At 38.7% G+C, this 20,130-nt stretch carries 20 protein-coding genes; 6 read left to right on the top strand and 14 right to left on the bottom strand.

What is annotated here, in order from left to right; translation table 11 throughout:
- Nucleotides 1-185: 185 nt before the first annotated feature.
- The 12 genes from QVP90_RS04275 to QVP90_RS04220 form a co-directional block, all read right to left on the bottom strand.
- On the bottom strand, nt 186-2,564 hold the full coding sequence (locus QVP90_RS04275) for a GumC family protein (RefSeq protein ID WP_021935738.1): 2,379 nt from the start codon (nt 2,562-2,564) through the stop codon (nt 186-188).
- A gap of 26 nt (nt 2,565-2,590) precedes the next feature.
- Nucleotides 2,591-3,415: a polysaccharide biosynthesis/export family protein gene (locus tag QVP90_RS04270; RefSeq protein WP_005929874.1), complete on the bottom strand. Its 825-nt coding sequence runs from the start codon at nt 3,413-3,415 to the stop codon at nt 2,591-2,593.
- Complete coding sequence (locus QVP90_RS04265) at nt 3,412-4,515, bottom strand: MraY family glycosyltransferase (protein WP_021935737.1); 1,104 nt, start codon at nt 4,513-4,515, stop codon at nt 3,412-3,414. Before QVP90_RS04265 ends, QVP90_RS04270 begins: the two co-directional genes overlap by 4 nt.
- A gap of 9 nt (nt 4,516-4,524) precedes the next feature.
- Entirely contained in the window at nt 4,525-6,285 is a 1,761-nt protein-coding gene (locus QVP90_RS04260; protein WP_021935736.1) for a hypothetical protein, read from the bottom strand.
- 2 nt (nt 6,286-6,287) lie between these two features.
- Nucleotides 6,288-7,952 (bottom strand): ABC transporter ATP-binding protein, encoded by a 1,665-nt coding sequence (locus tag QVP90_RS04255; protein ID WP_021935735.1) that lies wholly within the window; start codon nt 7,950-7,952, stop codon nt 6,288-6,290.
- Nucleotides 7,916-9,061 (bottom strand): nucleotidyltransferase domain-containing protein, encoded by a 1,146-nt coding sequence (locus QVP90_RS04250; protein ID WP_021935734.1) that lies wholly within the window; start codon nt 9,059-9,061, stop codon nt 7,916-7,918. The genes QVP90_RS04255 and QVP90_RS04250 overlap by 37 nt, the downstream gene beginning before the upstream one ends.
- A gap of 17 nt (nt 9,062-9,078) precedes the next feature.
- A complete protein-coding gene (locus QVP90_RS04245; protein ID WP_005929860.1) occupies nt 9,079-9,363 on the bottom strand; it encodes a PqqD family protein in 285 nt (94 codons plus the stop codon).
- The gene (locus QVP90_RS04240) at nt 9,364-9,861 is read right to left on the bottom strand and encodes a S24/S26 family peptidase (RefSeq protein ID WP_005929857.1); all 498 of its coding nucleotides are present in this window, start codon (nt 9,859-9,861) and stop codon (nt 9,364-9,366) included.
- Nucleotides 9,862-9,929: 68 nt separating this feature from the next.
- Nucleotides 9,930-11,315, bottom strand: a complete 1,386-nt coding sequence (locus QVP90_RS04235; RefSeq protein WP_021935733.1) for a hypothetical protein — start codon at nt 11,313-11,315, stop codon at nt 9,930-9,932.
- Between the two features lie 22 nt (nt 11,316-11,337).
- A complete protein-coding gene (locus QVP90_RS04230) occupies nt 11,338-11,526 on the bottom strand; it encodes a hypothetical protein (protein WP_005929852.1) in 189 nt (62 codons plus the stop codon).
- 116 nt (nt 11,527-11,642) lie between these two features.
- The gene (locus QVP90_RS04225) at nt 11,643-12,542 is read right to left on the bottom strand and encodes a hypothetical protein (protein ID WP_021935732.1); all 900 of its coding nucleotides are present in this window, start codon (nt 12,540-12,542) and stop codon (nt 11,643-11,645) included.
- Entirely contained in the window at nt 12,535-13,089 is a 555-nt protein-coding gene (locus tag QVP90_RS04220) for a UpxY family transcription antiterminator (protein ID WP_007481549.1), read from the bottom strand. Before QVP90_RS04220 ends, QVP90_RS04225 begins: the two co-directional genes overlap by 8 nt.
- Before the next feature lie 777 nt (nt 13,090-13,866).
- Here QVP90_RS04220 and QVP90_RS04215 point away from each other — a divergent pair.
- Nucleotides 13,867-14,844 (top strand): tyrosine-type recombinase/integrase, encoded by a 978-nt coding sequence (locus QVP90_RS04215; protein WP_005929843.1) that lies wholly within the window; start codon nt 13,867-13,869, stop codon nt 14,842-14,844.
- Nucleotides 14,845-15,092: 248 nt separating this feature from the next.
- Here QVP90_RS04215 and QVP90_RS04210 read toward each other — a convergent pair whose 3' ends face one another.
- Nucleotides 15,093-15,284 (bottom strand): hypothetical protein, encoded by a 192-nt coding sequence (locus tag QVP90_RS04210; protein ID WP_021935731.1) that lies wholly within the window; start codon nt 15,282-15,284, stop codon nt 15,093-15,095.
- Between the two features lie 37 nt (nt 15,285-15,321).
- On the opposite strand from QVP90_RS04210, the gene QVP90_RS04205 reads away from it, so the two are divergent.
- Nucleotides 15,322-15,495, top strand: a complete 174-nt coding sequence (locus QVP90_RS04205) for a hypothetical protein (protein WP_005929837.1) — start codon at nt 15,322-15,324, stop codon at nt 15,493-15,495.
- A 97-nt stretch (nt 15,496-15,592) separates the two neighbouring features.
- Here the strand turns inward: QVP90_RS04205 and QVP90_RS04200 are convergent, their stop codons facing one another.
- Nucleotides 15,593-15,850: a hypothetical protein gene (locus QVP90_RS04200; RefSeq protein WP_021935730.1), complete on the bottom strand. Its 258-nt coding sequence runs from the start codon at nt 15,848-15,850 to the stop codon at nt 15,593-15,595.
- Between the two features lie 460 nt (nt 15,851-16,310).
- Here QVP90_RS04200 and QVP90_RS04195 point away from each other — a divergent pair, with 460 nt between their 5' ends.
- The 4 genes from QVP90_RS04195 to QVP90_RS04180 all read left to right on the top strand — a co-directional run.
- Nucleotides 16,311-17,330, top strand: a complete 1,020-nt coding sequence (locus tag QVP90_RS04195) for a phenylalanine--tRNA ligase subunit alpha (protein ID WP_005929833.1) — start codon at nt 16,311-16,313, stop codon at nt 17,328-17,330.
- 144 nt (nt 17,331-17,474) lie between these two features.
- A complete protein-coding gene (locus QVP90_RS04190; RefSeq protein WP_007481544.1) occupies nt 17,475-18,668 on the top strand; it encodes an MFS transporter in 1,194 nt (397 codons plus the stop codon).
- Entirely contained in the window at nt 18,665-19,312 is a 648-nt protein-coding gene (nth, locus tag QVP90_RS04185) for an endonuclease III (protein ID WP_021935729.1), read from the top strand. Before QVP90_RS04190 ends, nth begins: the two co-directional genes overlap by 4 nt.
- A 126-nt stretch (nt 19,313-19,438) precedes the next feature.
- The coding region (locus tag QVP90_RS04180) for a phosphoglycerate kinase (RefSeq protein ID WP_288203950.1) at nt 19,439-20,130 on the top strand (692 nt) is incomplete at its 3' end.

Here is a 20,130-nt window from a genome sequence, read left to right as displayed (position 1 = left end):
CGGCGGTCACTCCACTGGTGAATCTCCTCTTGTATGGGGAGGTTTGTTATCTATCATCTTTTTTCTCCAATGATAAACAAATATTTGATTACTCTTGAAAAGTATGTGACAGTAAAGTTATCTCCAATACCCAAAAGCAAGTTCATTAGTATTAATATAATAAAAATATTATACCATTTATCCCGTTATCTACCCTTGGAATAATATCCCCTATAATCACGTTGCCCATATCCATAATAGTATCCATATTTCTTTTTCTTCATATTGATACCATTCACAATAATTGCCATTTCGGGCAACTTCTGTTTTTTCTTCAAATCATTTATTAAATCAAAATCGCTTTTATGAGAGTAATCTGCCCTACAAATATACAGAGTAATATCTGCCAAACGACTGGCTATCAGTGCATCACTAACCAAACCAACGGGAGCACTATCCAAAATCACATAATCAAACTCCTCTGCAAGTAGCTTGATAGCAGTGTCTAATGCAGGTCTGGCTATTAATTCTGCTGGATTGGGAGGAATCGTACCTGCCGGCAAAATATACAAATTAGAATTATTCTTCGCGGAAATCAACAACGAATGTAAATCGATACTATTATCCGATAAATAATTGGTAATCCCCTTCTTCCCCTTAATTTCTTCATGAGAGAATCCAAAACATTCTAATAATTTAGGGCGTCGAATATCAAGGCCAACCACCACTACTCGTTTATCCAACAATGCAAGACTGACTGCCAAATTGGTAGCTACAAAAGTTTTTCCTTCGCCACTTATGGTAGAAGTAACCAGTATAACATTATGATTGGCCTTTCCCAATAAAAATTGTAAGTTCGTACGCAATCCACAAAAAACCTCCGTCATCAAAGCATTGGCGTTTTCTCCCTCTTGAACGATCAAAGAAGTCTTACTCTTTTTCAAACTGCGTTCCAATGGTATATCACCCAAAATAGGAACACGAGCTAACTTCTCCACATCAGCATGCCCCTCTATACGATAACGGAAAAAGTTTATCAAAGTAATAACAACTATTGGCAATAATAAACCAACGGCTACAGAAAGAGAACGTATTAATGAATAATTCGGAGATATAGGACCGCTGACTACCGCTGAATCAATCACTTTAGCCTTATCTGCCGTAGCAGCTAAAGCAATTGAATTTTCCTCACGCTTTTTGAGTAACAACAAATACAAACTGGATTTTAACTCCTGTTGCCGCGATATATTCGTAAAAGTCCGTTCCTGAGTCGGAGCACTATTGACACGACTGGTATACTTCCTCATTTGACGGTCGATATCCTGTTTCGAAATCATCAAACCATTATATACAGAATTAATGGTACTCGTTATGTTTTCACGCATTGCTGTCAGATTATTATTCAGTCTGACAATTACCGGATTGGTTGCAGGAGAAGAGCGAAGCAATCGATTACGTTGTAATACCGACTCATTGTATTTATTTATAAGAGCAGACAATGTCACATCTGTCACTCCTATATTGGCAGGAATTACATCATCCTGATGAGCCGGACTATTTACGTAGTCTTTCAAATACTCCATTAAACTGAGCTGAGTTCCAACTTCTGATCGCTTCTTCTCATATTCGGACGATCCTTGTACATAAACCTGCGCATCACTCATATTCATCAAACCGGATTGGCGCTTAAAATTTTCCAGTTTTTCCTCCGTACTCCCCAACTCTTCATTGATAATAGCAATACGATCATTAATAAATTCAGCGGTTCTTGTAGCCACACTCTTTTTATCCTCATTGGCATCCCTGTTATAAGCATCAATCAATTTATCCAGAAAAACTTTATCACGTTGAGGAAGTGTACTATTCTTGGAGACAGTTATAATAGAATTGGACAGTTCTGAAACAGCCAAACCCAATCCAGTACTGTAATTTATTGCGGTTCGCAAAGGAGGTACAACAGTCACCATAATATTCTGCCCATATAACGGATGCACATTAGGACGAAGAGAAACAGTCAGTTCTCCCAACGGTGTTTCAATGATAGTTGGTAACCGAGTGATACGTTGAGTAATGTCCTGTCCTGCAATTATTCCGGAAATTTGTAATACCTTATCCGATTCCTGTACAACGTTAAAATTAAAACCATAACTCAAATTCTCCAGATCCGTTCCTTTCATTTCTACACATACAGGACTACTCACATATAAGTCACGCATAGCGAAATTATCTTCTACTTGATAGGTAATATAGAGTTTCATCTCTTTTACCACCTGCTCTACAATAGTACGAGAACGGAGCAGTTCCATCTCACTGCCAATATTCTTCGTAGAAGACAGATAACCGATATCGGTCAATGCCATCATCGCCTCATTATTTCCATTCTGCCTTTCATCGTTGATCATAATGGTAGTACTCACCCTGTATACCGGAGTCGCATAATGTAAATAAATCCGTCCCCCTACCACACAAAGTACTACTGATAAAATAAACCACTTCCAATAACTGAGATAATCCGAAAGTATTCTTTTCAATTCATTCGAATTATCTACCATCCCATCCAGTTCTTCTTCAGTTAATAATCTCATCGTTTCCTACTATCTTACTTACACTCTTATTTATTAAACAAAACCACTCCTAACGAAGCTAAAGAAACCAAAACAGACAAAACACTAACCCAAGGCGTAATATTCCCCATTTTTGCAGAACGCATTGCTGCCTTACCTGACTCTACATAAAGAATGTCATTTTGTTGCAGATTATAATAAGGAGAATTCACAATATCCGGATCATTCAAATCCAATGCTACCATCCTTTTACGTCCCTGTTCATCTTCCCGTAACAGCTTAACCTGATTTTTCTTTCCAAATGGGGTGATATCTCCGGCCATGGCCAAGGCTTCAAATATATTCACTTTTTCATTTGCCACCGTAAAAGTATTAGCCCCCTTTACTGCGCCAATTACTGTAAATTTATAATTGACCATACGTACATTCACAATAGGAGTTTCATTCAGATATCCTTTCAGCTTTTCTTTAATGGTAGCTTCCGCTTCCCCCTTTGTTTTTCCTCCCAAATGCAATGTACGAAGAATCGGAAAATCAATATTTCCATCATTGTCCACCAGATAAGTTTGTCCCACATTACCGGAAGAGCCGGAAGAAGATGTTGCCGACAATGAAGTCGCAGTACTCCCCCCCAACGGATTCGCAATACTTCCTCCCATATTAAACGGGGCAGCCAGTTCCGGTTCGGAATAACTCACTGTAATCGTCAGTAAGTCTTTCGGCATAATCCGTGCATCATACAAAAAAGAAGTCTGATTTCCGGTTAGTACTTTCTCCCCTTTATACATATAGGTCATTTTTTTAGAGCTTACGCAACCGGTTAAAAATAAAAGAGAAATCCCTCCAATCAAAATAATATATTTTTTTCTCATATTTTATTTATAGTATCAAGATGTGAACACACTGTTTTTTTTCTAACATCCAAGAAAATATAGAATGAGAGACCAAGTAATAAGTCTATTAAAAAGATCAGATTGACATTAGCCCATTTGGTTAGAAAAACATTCATACTAATAATCACTACATCGAGAAGTAGCAGAATAGTTGTTACTTTTTTATGGCCATAGCCTAAGTCCAGCAATCGGTGATGAATATGACTTCGATCTGGAGAAAAGAGTGGTTTCTTTTTTCTCCAACGAGAAATAATCACGCATAAGGCATCATATGCGGGAATAAAAATAACCGACCATGCTATCACGATTACATAAGCGCCATTATCTCTCCCCGATCCGGACATTGCATAATGAATAGCCAAAAAAGCAATGACATAACCTAATAAATTGGAACCGGTATCTCCCATAAAGATTTTCAATTTCCGGGTAGAGCAAAGATTATAGCGCAGAAAAGCGATCTGTGTGCCCAAAACAGCAAATGCCAACGCTGCATAATGGCACGAATGTTCCCTATACAGACAAATACCTAAAACTAAGGCGGCAACAGACACGATACCGGAGGCTAAACCATCCACACCATCAATCAGATTTACCGTATTCAGTATGTAAACAACGAGAAACACAGTCAACGGATACCCGATGAGAGGAGAAAGTTCATAAATACCAAACAAACCGTATAGATTATTTACGAAAGTACCGGAAGCTATCATACACAATGCGGCAATCAGTTGAACAACAAATTTATACGACCAACGCATACCAATCAAGTCGTCTTTCATCCCCATAATAAAAATCAACGAGGCACCACAAATTAAAAAGGATAACTCGCGAACAGAACCGCCATATAGGCTCACAACCGGAAGAAAGCTCAATAAAAAAGCCGGAAGAAAACTTACTCCGGCTAATCGCGGTATGCATTCCAAATGTGATTTTCTGGAATCAGGTATATCATATAGTCGTTTTCGCTTGGAAATCAATAATATATGAGGTATTAACAGCAATTCAATAACAATACCTGACAGGAGTGAGAAACTCACTCCCGTCAGATCTGACGATAAAACGAAATCAAAAAGGGTCATTATTATATATTATCGTGTATATGTATAAATGATACGAACACGTGCTGAACGATTCAACTTAGAATCAAGACTGTTAACGCTTTTATCTTTCACCTTTTTCACCAGGTTGGTTCCTTTCTGCATGATAAATTTATTATCAGCATCTTTGAAACAATCCATCTGTTTCATCCAATTCATCACACTCGTTGCACGGTCGGTAGCCAGACGTTCATTACGCTCTACACCTACTTCCTGTTTTTTATTATTATCCTGACTTGTAGCAAGGCCGCTTACTTCTATCATTACTATATTATCACCATTCAAAATGCCGTTAACTTTGTCTACCATTGCAGAATCTGTAAACTGCCGTATATATCCGGTATTTCCAGATACCGCAGCATAAAAATCCGCTAAACTACAAAGTGTGACCGGCACATCTTCTTCCGTTGTATATTCTTTTACAATTTTAAGCCCTTGATGTGCGTTCAACTGATAGCTTTGCACATCATCATAATTCTCTTTCTTATTAGCAAGACGTTGTCCGGCTGTAGAGGGATCTACACGGTATCCCCATTTATTCATTTCGCCCGGATTACCTGTCACTTCCGAATAAATCGGTGCATAATAATATCCTTCCTTATCTTTAAACGCCTGCATTTCTTCAGCAGTCATAATCCGGCTCAACGGAGTAGAAGACATTTCATATCCACGGAACATATCATTATCAAGTTGCGTAGCATTTACCGTAGCAATATCGCTTGTTTCCAAATCAGATAAAGCACGTTCATTTCCCAATAAACCGTTTACAACATCCGTATCACTAAATCGTTTCTGAGTATAAATACCGGAAACCAGATAGTCGATAGTATTCACTCGAGCATCCGCTACTGTAGGAGCATCGTTACAACCAGAATAATTATTAGGATAAAACACATAAAATTCCAGTATTCCGGTCTCCGTTTTCGGACAGTCGGCACGTATCTGATTTATCTTTTTATTGATATATATAATATCCTGCGGACAAGAGTTACAACGATCCCACTCACGTTTGTTGAAATAATAGGATATGCCGACACCGGCTCCAAACATAGCATCCCATACATCAGGATGACCGTGTCGGTCGGAAAACACATCATCGAAGTTCGTTTCCATACCGATCACATAGAGTTTAGTCTGAAAAGCCCAGCCCGGCTTAAAATGATATTCATAATTCACTTCAATATGTCCGCTATACTGATTACTCTGATCATAAGCCATATCATAATGATGTAACCACCCGAAACCTCCTGCAAGATGTACACGGTGGCGACGTCCCGGTTTATACCCCCAAATGACATTATTCAAATTGATTAATGCCTGAATAGATACATCTGTAAATTTCATCGTTGACTTATACCAAATTGTTCCATCACTATTCGTATAAGGGCCACCGACTGTAAAAGGATTCGTTTCATGAGAAGAACCTCGTGCCTGAAGTCCGTTGAACTGTGCCATCAAACCAAATCCCGGAGTAATCCATTTTCCAAGACTTACATAGAATCCCGGAGAAAAACGGCGACCGGTAGAGCCATCGCTATGATAGTCTCCTATATAATAGGAAACAGTCGGTCCTGCATTCAAAAACCAGTTATCCCAAAAAGGGTTAGTTACAACCCGGCGCTTGTCATCAGTAGGCTGTGCATGTTCCTGAGTAGTATAAATAGTATCGCTTTCTATAACTTCCTGCGCTTCTACTACTCTTACCAAAGACAACAAACAAATAATCAATAAAATAAAAACATTCCTCTTCATACTTACAAAAAATTTAAGACATATTTCTTATCACACACATCAATCACCTGCTTACGATGGGATACCACAATAATCATCTTGTCTTTTCCGTGTGCTTTTAATGAGTGAATTATATTTTGTTCTGTTTCTTCATCTAAAGAAGCGGTCGCTTCATCCAATAGAAGTACATCGCCACCGTGCAACAATGCACGAGCAATGGCCAATCTCTGTATTTGTCCACCGGAAAGCCCCTTCCCGCCTTCCTTCAGTTCACTGTTGAGCCCCGACGGCATTGAAAAAACAAAATCAGCAGCAGCCATTTTCAAAGTCTTCTTCATTACTTCGTCATCAGCATCCGGATTTCCCAAAGAAAGGTTCTCCCGGATACTTCCGGAAAAAAGATAATTCCCTTGAGGTACATACGCTATCCGTTGCCGGAAGGCGGGAGCCATCGGAAAGCCGGATTTATTATCCGATACAGTAACCGTCCCCTGTTGCGGAGATACCAGCCCAAGTAATAATCGCATTACCGTGGTCTTTCCACATCCGGTTGCTCCGACTAATGCAGTCATTTTCCCCCGCTCAAAAACAAAATTTGCGTGAGATAATGTTTGTCTACCGGTTTCATACCCGAAAGTAACATCGGAAAAAGTTATTTTTTCTATCCGGAAAGACGGTTGGACCAAAGACATATCTGCCTGTTCCCTCGGTAGTTTCTCCAATTCATTCAAACGTTCCAATGCTGTGTATGCAGCAATAAAAGCAGGAATACTCGCTGCCAGCCCAAGTGCCGGCCCTTGCATCATGGCCACCAGCTGTAAAAAAGCAGTCATAGTGCCAAAGGTTATCTCATTCCCGTACAATTGATAAACTCCCCATGAAAAAGCAGTCAGATAGCCTGTTGCAAAGCCAAATGAAAGTACCGAATTTGAGAATACATGAAAACGATTATGAGATAAGACATGAGCTAAAAAATCATTCTGCTTTTTCACCAGCTCTTTCTTCATACGGTCCTCTATATGTAAGGCTTTCGCTATTCCTGCATTTTGGACTGACTCTTGAAAGTATTGCCGTACCACTGACTGGGATTCCTTAATCAACACAGACAGCTTACGCATTTTCTTGAAATACAATTTACTTACCAGCAATACTATCGGTATAATTACCATTAGTACAAGTGTCAGCCTACGATCCAAAATAAACAGATAAATTATTGCACTCGCCAATTTTAACAGTGTAACAAGAAATTGCGGAAATGTACGTACCACCAATTGAACAATGTCACCAATGTCCGTCCCTACCCGTGACATGATATCACCACTATGATACATCTGCTGCGCTTTCCATTCGGCATGTAATATCCCAGAAAAATAATGCAATGACAAACGGTTATACAAGGTCGTCTGATAATGTACCCCAATCTTGGAAGCTAATATAGAAAGTATGATATTTCCTGTATACAATAGTGCCAACCCAATTAACCCCCACTCTATTCTCCCTGTTACTACATGTGTAGCAACATCGATAACCTTTTTAGAGCATATAATCGAGGATAACGAGAAACCAACCCCTAATACCCCTATCGTCAAAAGAAGAAAAGAAGACAAACTGTCCTGCCGCACCAACACATACAAATACTTCAACAGGTCCTTTACTGCTCCTCTCTCTGCCTTTTTCTCTTTTCCCATCTAAACTCTTTGCCTGTTATCACTGCTTTGCATACACGCCCCAACTTATGGCATACAAATCCCTTCGCTTGTTTCCGGCAATATGGAGATAAACGGATAGCACGAAACACGTCTTTCCCGACCCGTTCCAATTTACCACCCAGAGATAAAGATGCAAATGGTTGATGTATCAAAACCGCAGTTCGTCCAAAATTACCCTTCATTATCATATCCCGATATAACTGTTGCAATTTCCTGCCGGATATTCCGGCATTCCACCGATTGGGTAACTCAGATACATCCAAGTCCAAATAAATCACTGCCAATGATGTAAAAACCGGTCCAAAATTTCCGATTCCGGCTTTCCGAAGCTCCTGACGCAAACTATCAAAATCTATAGCAGATGCATTAGCACGTAAAAATACAGCCCAATCACATAAATAACGTATGCTGATTCCTTCTTGCAAGAGATGAAAAGCCGGATGAACCAATAATAACTGTGCATTAAACGCCGATGCGGGAATCAAATACTTTCCCACCTCATTTTCAACAACAGAAGTATCTATATCCAACCCTCGCGGAGCTAAATGATTATATGCAGCATGTAGTTCTACCTCTACTCCTTTGTAATAAAAGGTATGATGCCAATCACCATATTCCACCTCCATTCCCCATTGACGAACCGTCCTTATCGCCCGATCGTAATCCAACGGAAAATAAAGATCCAGATCACCGGGAGCACGCAACAAGGGCTGGTCATACCAATTTGCTACCCCGATACCCTTCAACAATACCACTTTTATACCTGCTTGTCCGAAACGTTCGTTCAATTCATCCCATACCTTCCTCAAATGGCGGTTACACTGTTCGATATATCCGGTACGCCCGTACCATTGTAACAAAGTATCCATAGACGGCCGGTAACCTGCAGGCAATTTCACCAACGCCGGATAGCAAAGTCCGGTCACCGCTTGTTCCTGTGCCAGCGCCAACAAATGTCTCCAATCACTTTCCGACAAATCTCCCAGACATTCAATCCGTGGCATTCCTCCCCACAAACCACACCGAAGCAACTCCCTAAAAGCCACCTCAACTTTATCTGTAATATTTAAAAGATCATTGACAGACATATATTATCCACCGACCGTCAACAATCTGTCTTTTCCAATACACGAAGTTCCCACAACTGCTCAAGCCACTCCTCCACATCCTTTGCGACCGATACTTCATCCGCATCATATACATCCGTCAATATCTCCACCAACTGCTGTAGCGTACAAGAACGCTCAATCAACGCTTCTGCCAATAACGCAGCAGACGGATTCAATACAATCATCCGCGAATAATCCACCTCTTCCATCCCCGATGCCATTAATATCTTTTCTCCTGCCACTTCCTGAATCAGGATACCCTCTTTCAACTTTAATTTCATTTACTTTACCTTTTTATTGCGATATAACCCGGCATACAAATTAAGCAACCCCAACAACCATCTATGTACAGGAAAACTTTTCATCCAACAGTAAGAACATACTCTCCACCGTAACGAACGACAATTGATTATACTCTCACCTCCGTTACGTCTTACTTGCTCTACTATACCTATAATATCTTCTGCAATTACCAGCTCATACGTACGATTATGATCGCCTCTCATCCAATATTCACCGTTTTTTATCTTTATCAAACGATGTAAAATATACCGTCCTTCCCATTGGAACAGAAATATGGCCCCCGGTTTTAATTCATTTGCACAAGGAGTTTTCAAGACCACTAAATCACGTGTATTACGTAAAAACGGATACATACTTTCACCCTTGATACGTAATACCGCTTTGTGTCCGTTCTTTAAAGAATCCGAAATATGCCGAAGCAAGATATTGTTATCCACATACCTCACTTCGGCTTTATTGTTGGGGATATATCCCATTTCCCGACAATCTAATCTTAAATTGAATATAGCCGGAACAATTTCATTTATAAAATCAAAATCTAAGATTATTTATTAGAAAAATAGGGTTCAGAACGCATAATTAATTGTTCTGAAGGAATATCTATTATTATCGGTTCGTCAACACCACGAGTTTTCGGATATTTAGCATCTTCCTCTAAAAATTTCTTATACATGTCCACTATATTCTGGACAGTCAATGCCAAATACAGATAGTGATTTCTATTATACTGAAGGGTCAGACTATTGATAGGAACTCTATAAGCCAACACCGTCTGTTTTGTACTCGTAGAGGTTTTATCTCTAAAGCCCATGAACAATAATAGATTTATGTCTCGTACATCATTAAACTCCGTAACAGGAAAAAATGGATAATTATCACATTGACTGGATATACCATACATCGTTTGCTTTTTGTCTCCCCATTGATAACTTGCGAGTTCGTCCATCCAGGCAGGATTATCCAAGTTACAAAGATAAACATTTCCTCTCGGTGCTCCCAAACCAGCTTGAACACCATCTATAAAATCATAGGAAAGTGGAAAGTTCTCAAGTCCTTTCTTACGAGTAAAAATATTCGTAACGCTCATCGTTTCCGGATATCCCGCTGCATGCAAACTCATATCAGTAGCTTCAATAGCTTTATCCAAAGAAGTAAATTCGTCTATATCACCAATACTCTTAGGGTGACCATTGTCGTCTACACCTTCAATTATCATAGTTGAAAGAGTAATGCATGCAGTCATACGGTTCAATTCCACATCCCATTCTTTTACCGGATAAGCCATTGAAGCATTTGCTCCTACAGACTTAACTACATATCCGTCTCCTTCTTTTTCAAAAATCATACCATCTGAAGAAAAGAGTCTATCATGATACTCTTCATACGCATCAGGGAAAAGCTGATTTTTATCTGTGTCATATAGATTCTCACCCACTTCCAACTTTTTTAAAGAGAATTCAGTTCCATCTTTCGGATCAAAAGATGTAAAAATAAACCGAGATTTCGGGAAGCTGCTAAGCGGTAAACTTACTTTTTTATCGTCAACTACACTTTCGAAAGTCACTATATCACCATCTGTAGCCGATGGGGTGATTTTATAATTAAAACTATAGCCATTTTCCGTATCCAACTTAATCGCATCTTTTTGCAATTCACCGTCTTGATAAAAAGCAATATACATATCAATACCATCGGGCAAAGCACTCTTCGGATTTTTAGTATTCGGGTCAACTTCATCCGCAGAGCGCGTTGTCAAATCACTACTATTATCACCCTCCACTACATATACATCAGCTAACTTAGCACTCACCCATTCTACATCAGATTCAATAAAATTCGACTCAGAACCATTAATTAACTCATTATCCGATGAACATCCACTCATCAGTCCACCGAGCAATAAAAAGAATAAATATCTAAAACTCTTCATAATTTATTTTTATTTAATTGATTTACCAATTAGGATCCCAATCTACTTGACTGGAAGAAACAAACTCTTTATCTACGTATTCACCATTCAAGGCTTCGTGCAAATTTGAGCCGCTGTCTTTCACTTTAAAGGAGTTCGCAATACACTCATTCAACTCCACCTCCACTACTTTCAGTAAAGGCTTCTCATAAATACTTTTGTTTTCTTTCATGTTACGTTTTGTTTTAAAAATTCACATTATAATATTAACTAAATTTATTCTATAACATCATTAAACGAACATCAATGCCTTTGCACATACAAAGTGAGAAGATACTCCGACCACACTCAGCATGGCCGATGTCCCGTATCATATTTTTCCCATACCAACTGTACAGCCTCTTGCTCCGGTCTGTTCTCCAAATATACTACAGGTACGCTCTCTACTACCCGGGCCAGAGTACGCACAATGCCACGATATACTTCAGTCTGCTCCTTTATCATGGATACGGCTGCCAACAATATGGTAAACCCTTGGAGATTCGTTAAAGAAATCAGCCTATTTTGTGACGCTTGTTTCATCAGACAGACCAACTTCAGAGGTGCTTTCATCTGCCTATAGCAAACCGTTTTTCCGCTCCAGGGCGAGCCGTAGATATAGGGTATACCATCCTCTTCCAAACTCACGATCGGCTGGTCATCATTCATCAACGTACATCCGGGTACATAACGTAACCACAAACGCGCATGGGTACTTTTGCCCACACCTGAATGTCCAATAAATGCCACTCCCTCTCCCGCTGCCGTACGGACACATGCCGAATGCAGTAATACTCTACTCCGAGGGGCGGCGGCAGCTACGTAAGAAAGCATCAATATATTGTTTAGTGCCTGCGCGTCGATCTCGTCCTGTACCTTCCAGTCGATACGGACGCAGTGCCAATCAGAGTCGGCCTGCATGCGATAAATACGACACTGTTCACCTTCTATACAAAGAATGATATCATATGTGTAACACGTACTATAATAGAAATTCCAACAAGTGCCATTATCACACACATGACACACAGCATTCATTTCTTCCGAGATAGGAGGCAATTGCTCTATGTAACCAAGAGAAAAGATCGTTTCTTTGACCTCCTCTTCCTTCACTGCAAATGGACAAAAATTAAAAAGTGCCGGATGATCCATATCGGCATTTGCCGAAAAACAAAGACCTCCCACGTTATAATAATAGATTTTATTCATCAAAGCCTTCCTTCTTCTCTATTGAATCTACCAACGACGGATGTAAACTCGCCGTAGCAACTGCAGCAACTCCTTCAATAGCAATCACCACACGAAGCCCTCTTTTAATTCTCACAAACTTGCCAACCACACCTTCCCAAATTCCTCCGTTGACACGTACCCTTTCTCCTTTCTTTAAATGTATCTCCAATGGATCCACATACATAATATGTTCATTAAGAGTACCGGCCACAGCTATAAAGTCCATCATCTGCTTATCCGGCACAATGGTAGGAACATGATTGTTATCCATTATATAGCGTATCTTAGATGAAAGTAAAGAGAAACGTTTAAATTCTTCGATTTTCTTTCTACAAGTATGTATAAAAAGTAAATTATGTATTGCAGGAACTAATTGCCGAGTCTTTTTACCTTGACACTCCTTTTCGACATAGCGCATAGGAATAAAACTTTCTATGTGCTCTTTATCCAAGTATTCCTTTACTTTCATTTCTTGTGAATAAGTGATACGTAAAGGATACCAAGCTATTTCATCAATGGTTACCACAACTTATTTAAAGGTATGTATACAGTAGTAGATCGGAAAAAGGCGTACTATGGGGACACCCAAAAGAAGTCATTCTCTCTGATTAGTCACCTCCGGTTGTATATATTTCATTCATACTTCAACTCTTATTCCTCTTTCTATTGCAGAGAGAGGATATATACTTTTTTCATCAGATATATAAAACAAAGTATTTGGAGACAAAAAGAGGTGGGAAAAATAATGTTACTAATTTATTATATATTTATAAATCAATATAATACGATATATCCACCAAAATGCTTTGCAAAGGCATGACATCACAAAATAATTCTATACATATTTATCCATTTTCTTTGTGCAGATTGGAATATTTATGTTCAAGAACAAAATCAATCCGGTAGTCAATAAAGTAAATTAATATTATTCTAATTATTTCTTATACCCTTTGATCCTTATGTCATTACAAAATTATAATCATTTTTTTGTTGATTTTTCAAGTAATGTTTGTATATTTGCACTCATTCCATATTCCTCTCTCTGCAATAGAAAGAGGATATTTTTTTAATTATTACACATTGATATTATTTGTCTATAAATATTTTCAGATATAACAATTTATTACCGTATTCTTATTTCAAAATATTATCTAAACAAAAGCCAAAATATATTTCAGCATTCTCTATTGTTAGATATTACTTTTCTTAATTTTTCATATTGATATATAAACAGGCACCTTAAATAGTATATTTCATTTGTTATATAAAAAAACAAAAAAGACAATATAAAAATACCAATGATATGGAAACAAATAAAATTAAAGCCTCCTTATATAACAATCAGATAATTTCCCAAACAACAAACTGTCCTTCTTTCGTATCATACATAGATGAGGAAATCAGAAAATTATCTAATGCAGGACGAAATGGAACTGCACAGAATTATAAAGCTGCCATGAACAGCTTCACAAAATTTATAAGGAACGAGAATTTCCCACTATCTTCTTTTACTGAAGAAATAGTTCAAAAATATGAATCATGGCTCAGAAACAGATATTTATCCCGGAATACGATCTCCTTCTACATGAGACAATTGCGTTCCATATACAACAAGGCCGTTAAAGCCAATCTTACGGAACAGACTTTCCCATTTGATAATGTATATACAGGTATAGATAAAACAAAAAAGAGGGCTGTAGACATTTCTGTTATCACCAAATTAATAGCATTAGATTTATCATATTCCTCTTCTCTCTGTTTCGCCAGAGATTTATTCTTGCTTAGCTTCTATATGAGAGGAATGGCCTTTGTAGACATGGCATATCTCAAACATGACAACATAAAAAATGGAGTTATTCGCTACATCCGACATAAGACAGATATTATGCTGGAAATTAAGATAGAACAATGTATATCAGATATAATCAACCGTTATGCATCTAAAAGTAAATTAGGGTATCTATTACCTATCATTACAAGAACAGACGCAGAAAAAGCATATACCCAATATAAAAACAAACGTAGCTATTACAACAAATTATTAAAAAAGATATCACAACTGATAGGTCCGGATATCCTGTTGACTTCTTATGTATCGCGCCATAGTTGGGCAACAATAGCCAGAAATATGAATATCTCTTTAGCTGTCATCAGTGCTGGTATGGGACACAGTTCAGAAACCATGACACGTATTTATCTAACTTCATTAGAAGCATCGACTATTGATCAAGCCAATTCTGCCATACTCAATCATATATCCAGTATTCACAAGAATCAATAAAAAAGCATAGCTTCTTTTTTTAATTCATATTATATTCTAAATGATTACCCAACTGACAAAATTAAGAAACCGAATAATATGTTACAATAAAAACCTTTTAATAAAATCATGTTTTGTCAACTAACCCTATTCATAATCATCATTAAAATTATTTAAACAGATATTTTCTCAACAAATAACTCACAAATTGCTAATATATATGATTTGAGACAACTTTTAATAGAGTGGGATCCGATAATATTTGCACATCATTGCTGTCCCATTAAATCTAAAATACCATTACCTACAGTGGAGACGGCAGCAGTCACCTTGTCGTTCAAATCGTCAATCATATATGGTTGCACTTCCGTTTCAATATCGATTGTTTGTGATGCTTTGCCAAACTCGTAGGAATCTTCGTCTCGAAAATATCCCAAACCAACAAACAAAAGAAGCCTCATAACGTTCTAATTATCATAATAGTCAAAGATATTAATCATGGGAATCATAATAGCAATCATCATAGTCATTACTCTATTCGTACTGATCAAGTCTGCCACAAGGGCAAATAAAGAAAACAAAGAAATAGATCCGGTATCGCCACCGGAAAATAATAAAGATGATAAAAACAACAAAGAAGTTGGTGATAAACAAACAAATCATAAAAAATAAAATGCGTTATAATTCATTGCGTTATAACTCATACTGAATATATCATTTCAAACAGAGTTACAACGCAATTTATACAAACACACACAATGTTTTCACCTTATTTTTCCGCCCACTCAAGTATTACAGGACTTTTTATATTTACCCCAAGCAAATGCGCCTTTGCCAAAATATTACGTGCCAACTGGGCTTTATATTCTTCGGGAGCATATCGAAAATAAGCTTCCGCCGCCCTCACGTGAGCGGCATCATGAATGGGAAATTCCCTTAACTCAGGTATCCCGAATTCCGAAATATCCAACTTTTTCCGCTCTTTGGATGCCAACCGACCAGATGACATTTTTTTGATTCCGTTCATAATCCTTTTTTTAATTATTACACATATTGGAAACAGTAACAGAAAAATCCTATAGAAAGATTTGCGGATAAAACAATATTAACTTGAAGAATTCATATACAGCAGTCAAGTAATAAAAAGCCAGTAGTTAAGTAAAAATAATCAGCCTGACATGTTTTCGGAATAAAAACACAAAAGGCTAACAAAAAAAAAGGCTATCTATCCCAGACAGCCAATCTTTTTGTTAACCTTAAATCTAATACTATGAAAAACACATTGCAAAGATACGGACTTCCGGGAGATTTGCAAATAATCCGTATGCCTTTACAAGATTTATAACATCGTTTAATAGATACCCGAAAGTCATTAACATTTTTGGAAGATATTCGTAAAAAACAATGCCCGATTTGAGAGTTGAATTAAGATAAAAACCACTATCTTTGCAACGTTTTATACTGTAAAATAACAATAAATCAAAAATATGATAGCTAAGATTAACCAGCTTCTTGAAGAAGTTGAAGCACTGAAAGCTGCCAATGCAGAAGAACTTGAAGCACTTCGTATCAAGTACCTTAGTAAAAAAGGAGCCATTAATGACTTAATGGCAGATTTTCGTAATGTTGCAGCCGAACAGAAAAAAGAGGTCGGCATGAGACTGAACGAACTCAAGGCCAAAGCACAGGAAAAGATCAATGCACTAAAAGAGCAATTCGAGACTCAAGAAAATGGTGCATGCGAACTGGACTTAACCCGTTCGGCTTACCCCATAGAAATGGGAACACGCCACCCGCTTTCTATTGTAAAAAATGAAATTATTGATATTTTCGCCCGTCTTGGCTTCAGCATTGCAGAAGGCCCGGAGATAGAAGACGACTGGCACGTATTTTCGGCATTAAACTTTGCAGAAGATCATCCGGCACGTGACATGCAAGATACTTTTTTCATTGAATCACACCCGGATATTTTACTGCGTACACATACTTCATCCGTGCAGACACGTGCCATGGAAGTATCCCAACCTCCTATCCGCATTATCTGTCCGGGGCGCGTGTACCGTAACGAGGCGATCAGTTATCGTGCACATTGTTTCTTCCACCAAGTAGAAGCGTTATATGTAGACAAAGACGTATCATTCACCGATTTGAAGCAAGTGCTGTTACTGTTTGCAAAAGAAATGTTCGGTGCAGATACCAAAATCCGTCTCCGCCCGTCCTACTTCCCATTTACAGAACCCAGTGCCGAAATGGATATCAGCTGTAATATCTGCGGTGGAAAAGGTTGCCCCTTCTGCAAGCATACAGGTTGGGTAGAGATTTTAGGATGTGGTATGGTAGATCCGAATGTTCTCGAAGCTAACGGTATAGACAGTAAAATATACAGCGGCTATGCTCTTGGCATGGGTGTAGAACGCATTACGAACTTAAAATACCAAGTAAAAGACCTTCGAATGTTCTCAGAAAACGACACGCGCTTCTTGAAAGAATTCGAAGCGGCCTACTAAAGGAGTTGAAAGTTAAAAGTTGAAAGTTGAAAGTTAGCTGCGCTATCATGCTACATAGTAATTTTCAACTTTCAACTCTCAACTCTCAACTCTCAACTAAAGAAAAGCTTTCAACTTTCAACTAACAAATAAGGCTTTCAACTTATGAAGGATCGGCTTGTCACCCGCGATTACTGTCTCATATTGGCAGCAAATTTCCTTTTGTATTTTGCCTTTTACCTGATACTACCGATTTTACCTTTTTACCTAACCGAAATATTCCATACGGGAAATGCCGCTGTGGGAATTATCCTCTCGTGCTATACCGTAGCCTCACTTTGTATCCGTCCATTCTCCGGTTACCTGTTAGATACATTGGCACGAAAACCTCTCTATCTGATAGCCTACTTTGTTTTCATCTCGATATTTGCCGGATATATGCTGGCGGGAGTATTGACATTATTCGTCCTGTTGAGAATAGCACACGGGCTGGCATTCGGTATGGTAACAGTAGCCGGAAATACGATTGTAATCGACATTACCCCATCCTCACGACGCGGAGAAGCAGTAGGATATTATGGACTGATGAATAATACAGCGATGAGCTTCGGACCGATGACAGGGTTATTCATGCATGATTCCTATTCTTTTGAAACAATCTTCCTTTGTTCTTTCATCTCCGGTGTCTTGGGATTTATTGCCGCCTGTTTGGTAAAGACACCTCCTAAACAGCCGGTAAAACGAGAACCTTTATCACTCGACCGTTTCGTATTGATAAAAGGTATACCTGCCGGCATCGCTTTATTGCTGTTATCCATCCCCTATGGCATGACAAGCACCTATGTGGCCATGTATGCCAAAGAGATAGGAATCAGCCTGAGTTCAGGATTGTTTTTCACCTTCATGGCCGTAGGCATGGCAGTATCCCGTATGTTCTCCGGCAGACAAGTAGATAAAGGCCGAATCACGCAGGTCATTATGCTTGGATTATATCTGGTATCTGCCTGTTTCTTTCTTTTAGCCGGTTGTGACGAACTGATGAAGATGAGTCCGGAACTAACTGAAGTGCTTTTTTTCATGATCGCTTTATTATTAGGAGTAGGGTTCGGCACCATGTTTCCGGCATTCAACACTCTGTTTGTCAATCTGGCTCCCAACAACCAACGCGGTACGGCCACTTCCACCTATCTAACTTCCTGGGATGTAGGAATCGGTATCGGGTTGATGGCCGGCGGTTATATCGCTCAACTCACCTCTTTTGATATGGCCTATTTATTTGGCGCCTGCCTCACAGTAGTTTCTATTTTCTATTTTAAATTAAGGGTAGCCCCCCACTATCATAAAAACAAATTACGATGAAAAAGAAAGAACGTTATGAAAAAGTAATCAACTGGTTTCAGGAAAATGTACCCGTGGCCGAAACAGAACTACATTACAATGATCCGTTCGAGTTGCTGATAGCCGTTATCCTTTCTGCACAATGTACAGATAAGCGGGTCAATATGATCACTCCGGCACTGTATCACGATTTTCCTACCCCGGAAGCATTGGCGGCAAGTAGCCCGGAAGTCATATTCGAATATATCCGAAGCGTCTCTTATCCGAACAACAAAGCCAAACACCTGGTAGGCATGGCACAAATGCTGGTGAAAGATTTCAATAGTAAAGTGCCCGATACGCTGGAAGAATTAATCAAACTGCCCGGTGTAGGACGTAAAACGGCCAATGTCATTCAATCCGTCGTATTTAATAAAGCTGCAATGGCAGTAGATACGCATGTATTCCGCGTAAGCCATCGCATCGGGTTAGTGGATGACACACATACCACACCTTTCAGCGTAGAAAAAGAATTAGTGAAATATATTCCGAAAAAATTAATTCCGATAGCACACCACTGGCTTATTCTGCACGGACGCTACATTTGCCAGGCCCGTACTCCAAAATGTGACAACTGTGGTTTGCAATTAATGTGTAAATATTTTCAAGAAGCCAAAATTAAGTAGCAAATAGTCAGAATTATAGCCAAATGACTATTAAATTCTAATTACCGACTACTGTATTCTAAAAAATAAATAGTAACTTTGCGGTCAATCCCAAAAAGAATACTAACACTTTTAAATAAATAGAGTATTATGACAATTGACAAATTTAACTTTGCTGGTAAAAAGGCATTCGTTCGCGTTGACTTCAACGTACCCTTGGACGAAAATTTCAACATTACAGATGACACACGTATCCGTGCCGCCCTTCCTACTCTGAAGAAAATTCTGTCAGACGGTGGTAGTGTAATTATCGGTTCTCACTTGGGACGTCCGAAAGGCGTTGCCGATAAATTCTCTCTGAAACACATCGTTAAGCATGTATCAGAATTGCTGGGCGTAGAAGTTCAATTCGCCAACGACTGTATGGGTGAAGAGGCTGCCGTTAAAGCTGCTGCTCTGCAACCGGGTGAAGCATTATTGCTTGAAAATCTTCGTTTCTATGCTGAAGAAGAAGGCAAACCGAGAGGTTTGGCAGAAGATGCGACAGATGAGGAAAAAGCCGCCGCTAAGAAAGCCGTAAAAGAAAGCCAGAAAGAATTCACAAAAAAATTGGCTTCTTACGCTGATTGCTATGTAAACGATGCATTTGGTACAGCTCACCGTGCACATGCTTCTACAGCTTTGATCGCCAAATACTTCGATAAAGACCATAAGATGTTCGGTTATCTGATGGAAAAAGAGGTAAAAGCTGTCGATAAAATATTGAATGATATCCAACGTCCGTTTACTGCTATCATGGGTGGTTCGAAGGTTTCTTCCAAAATAGAAATTATCGAAAA

The sequence above is a fragment of the Bacteroides sp. CAG:189 genome (assembly GCF_000432295.1).
In the GTDB taxonomy this organism is placed as follows: domain Bacteria; phylum Bacteroidota; class Bacteroidia; order Bacteroidales; family Bacteroidaceae; genus Bacteroides; species Bacteroides salyersiae.
Note: the sequence above shows the minus strand (reverse complement) of the source record. Positions and strands in the feature narration are given on the sequence as shown.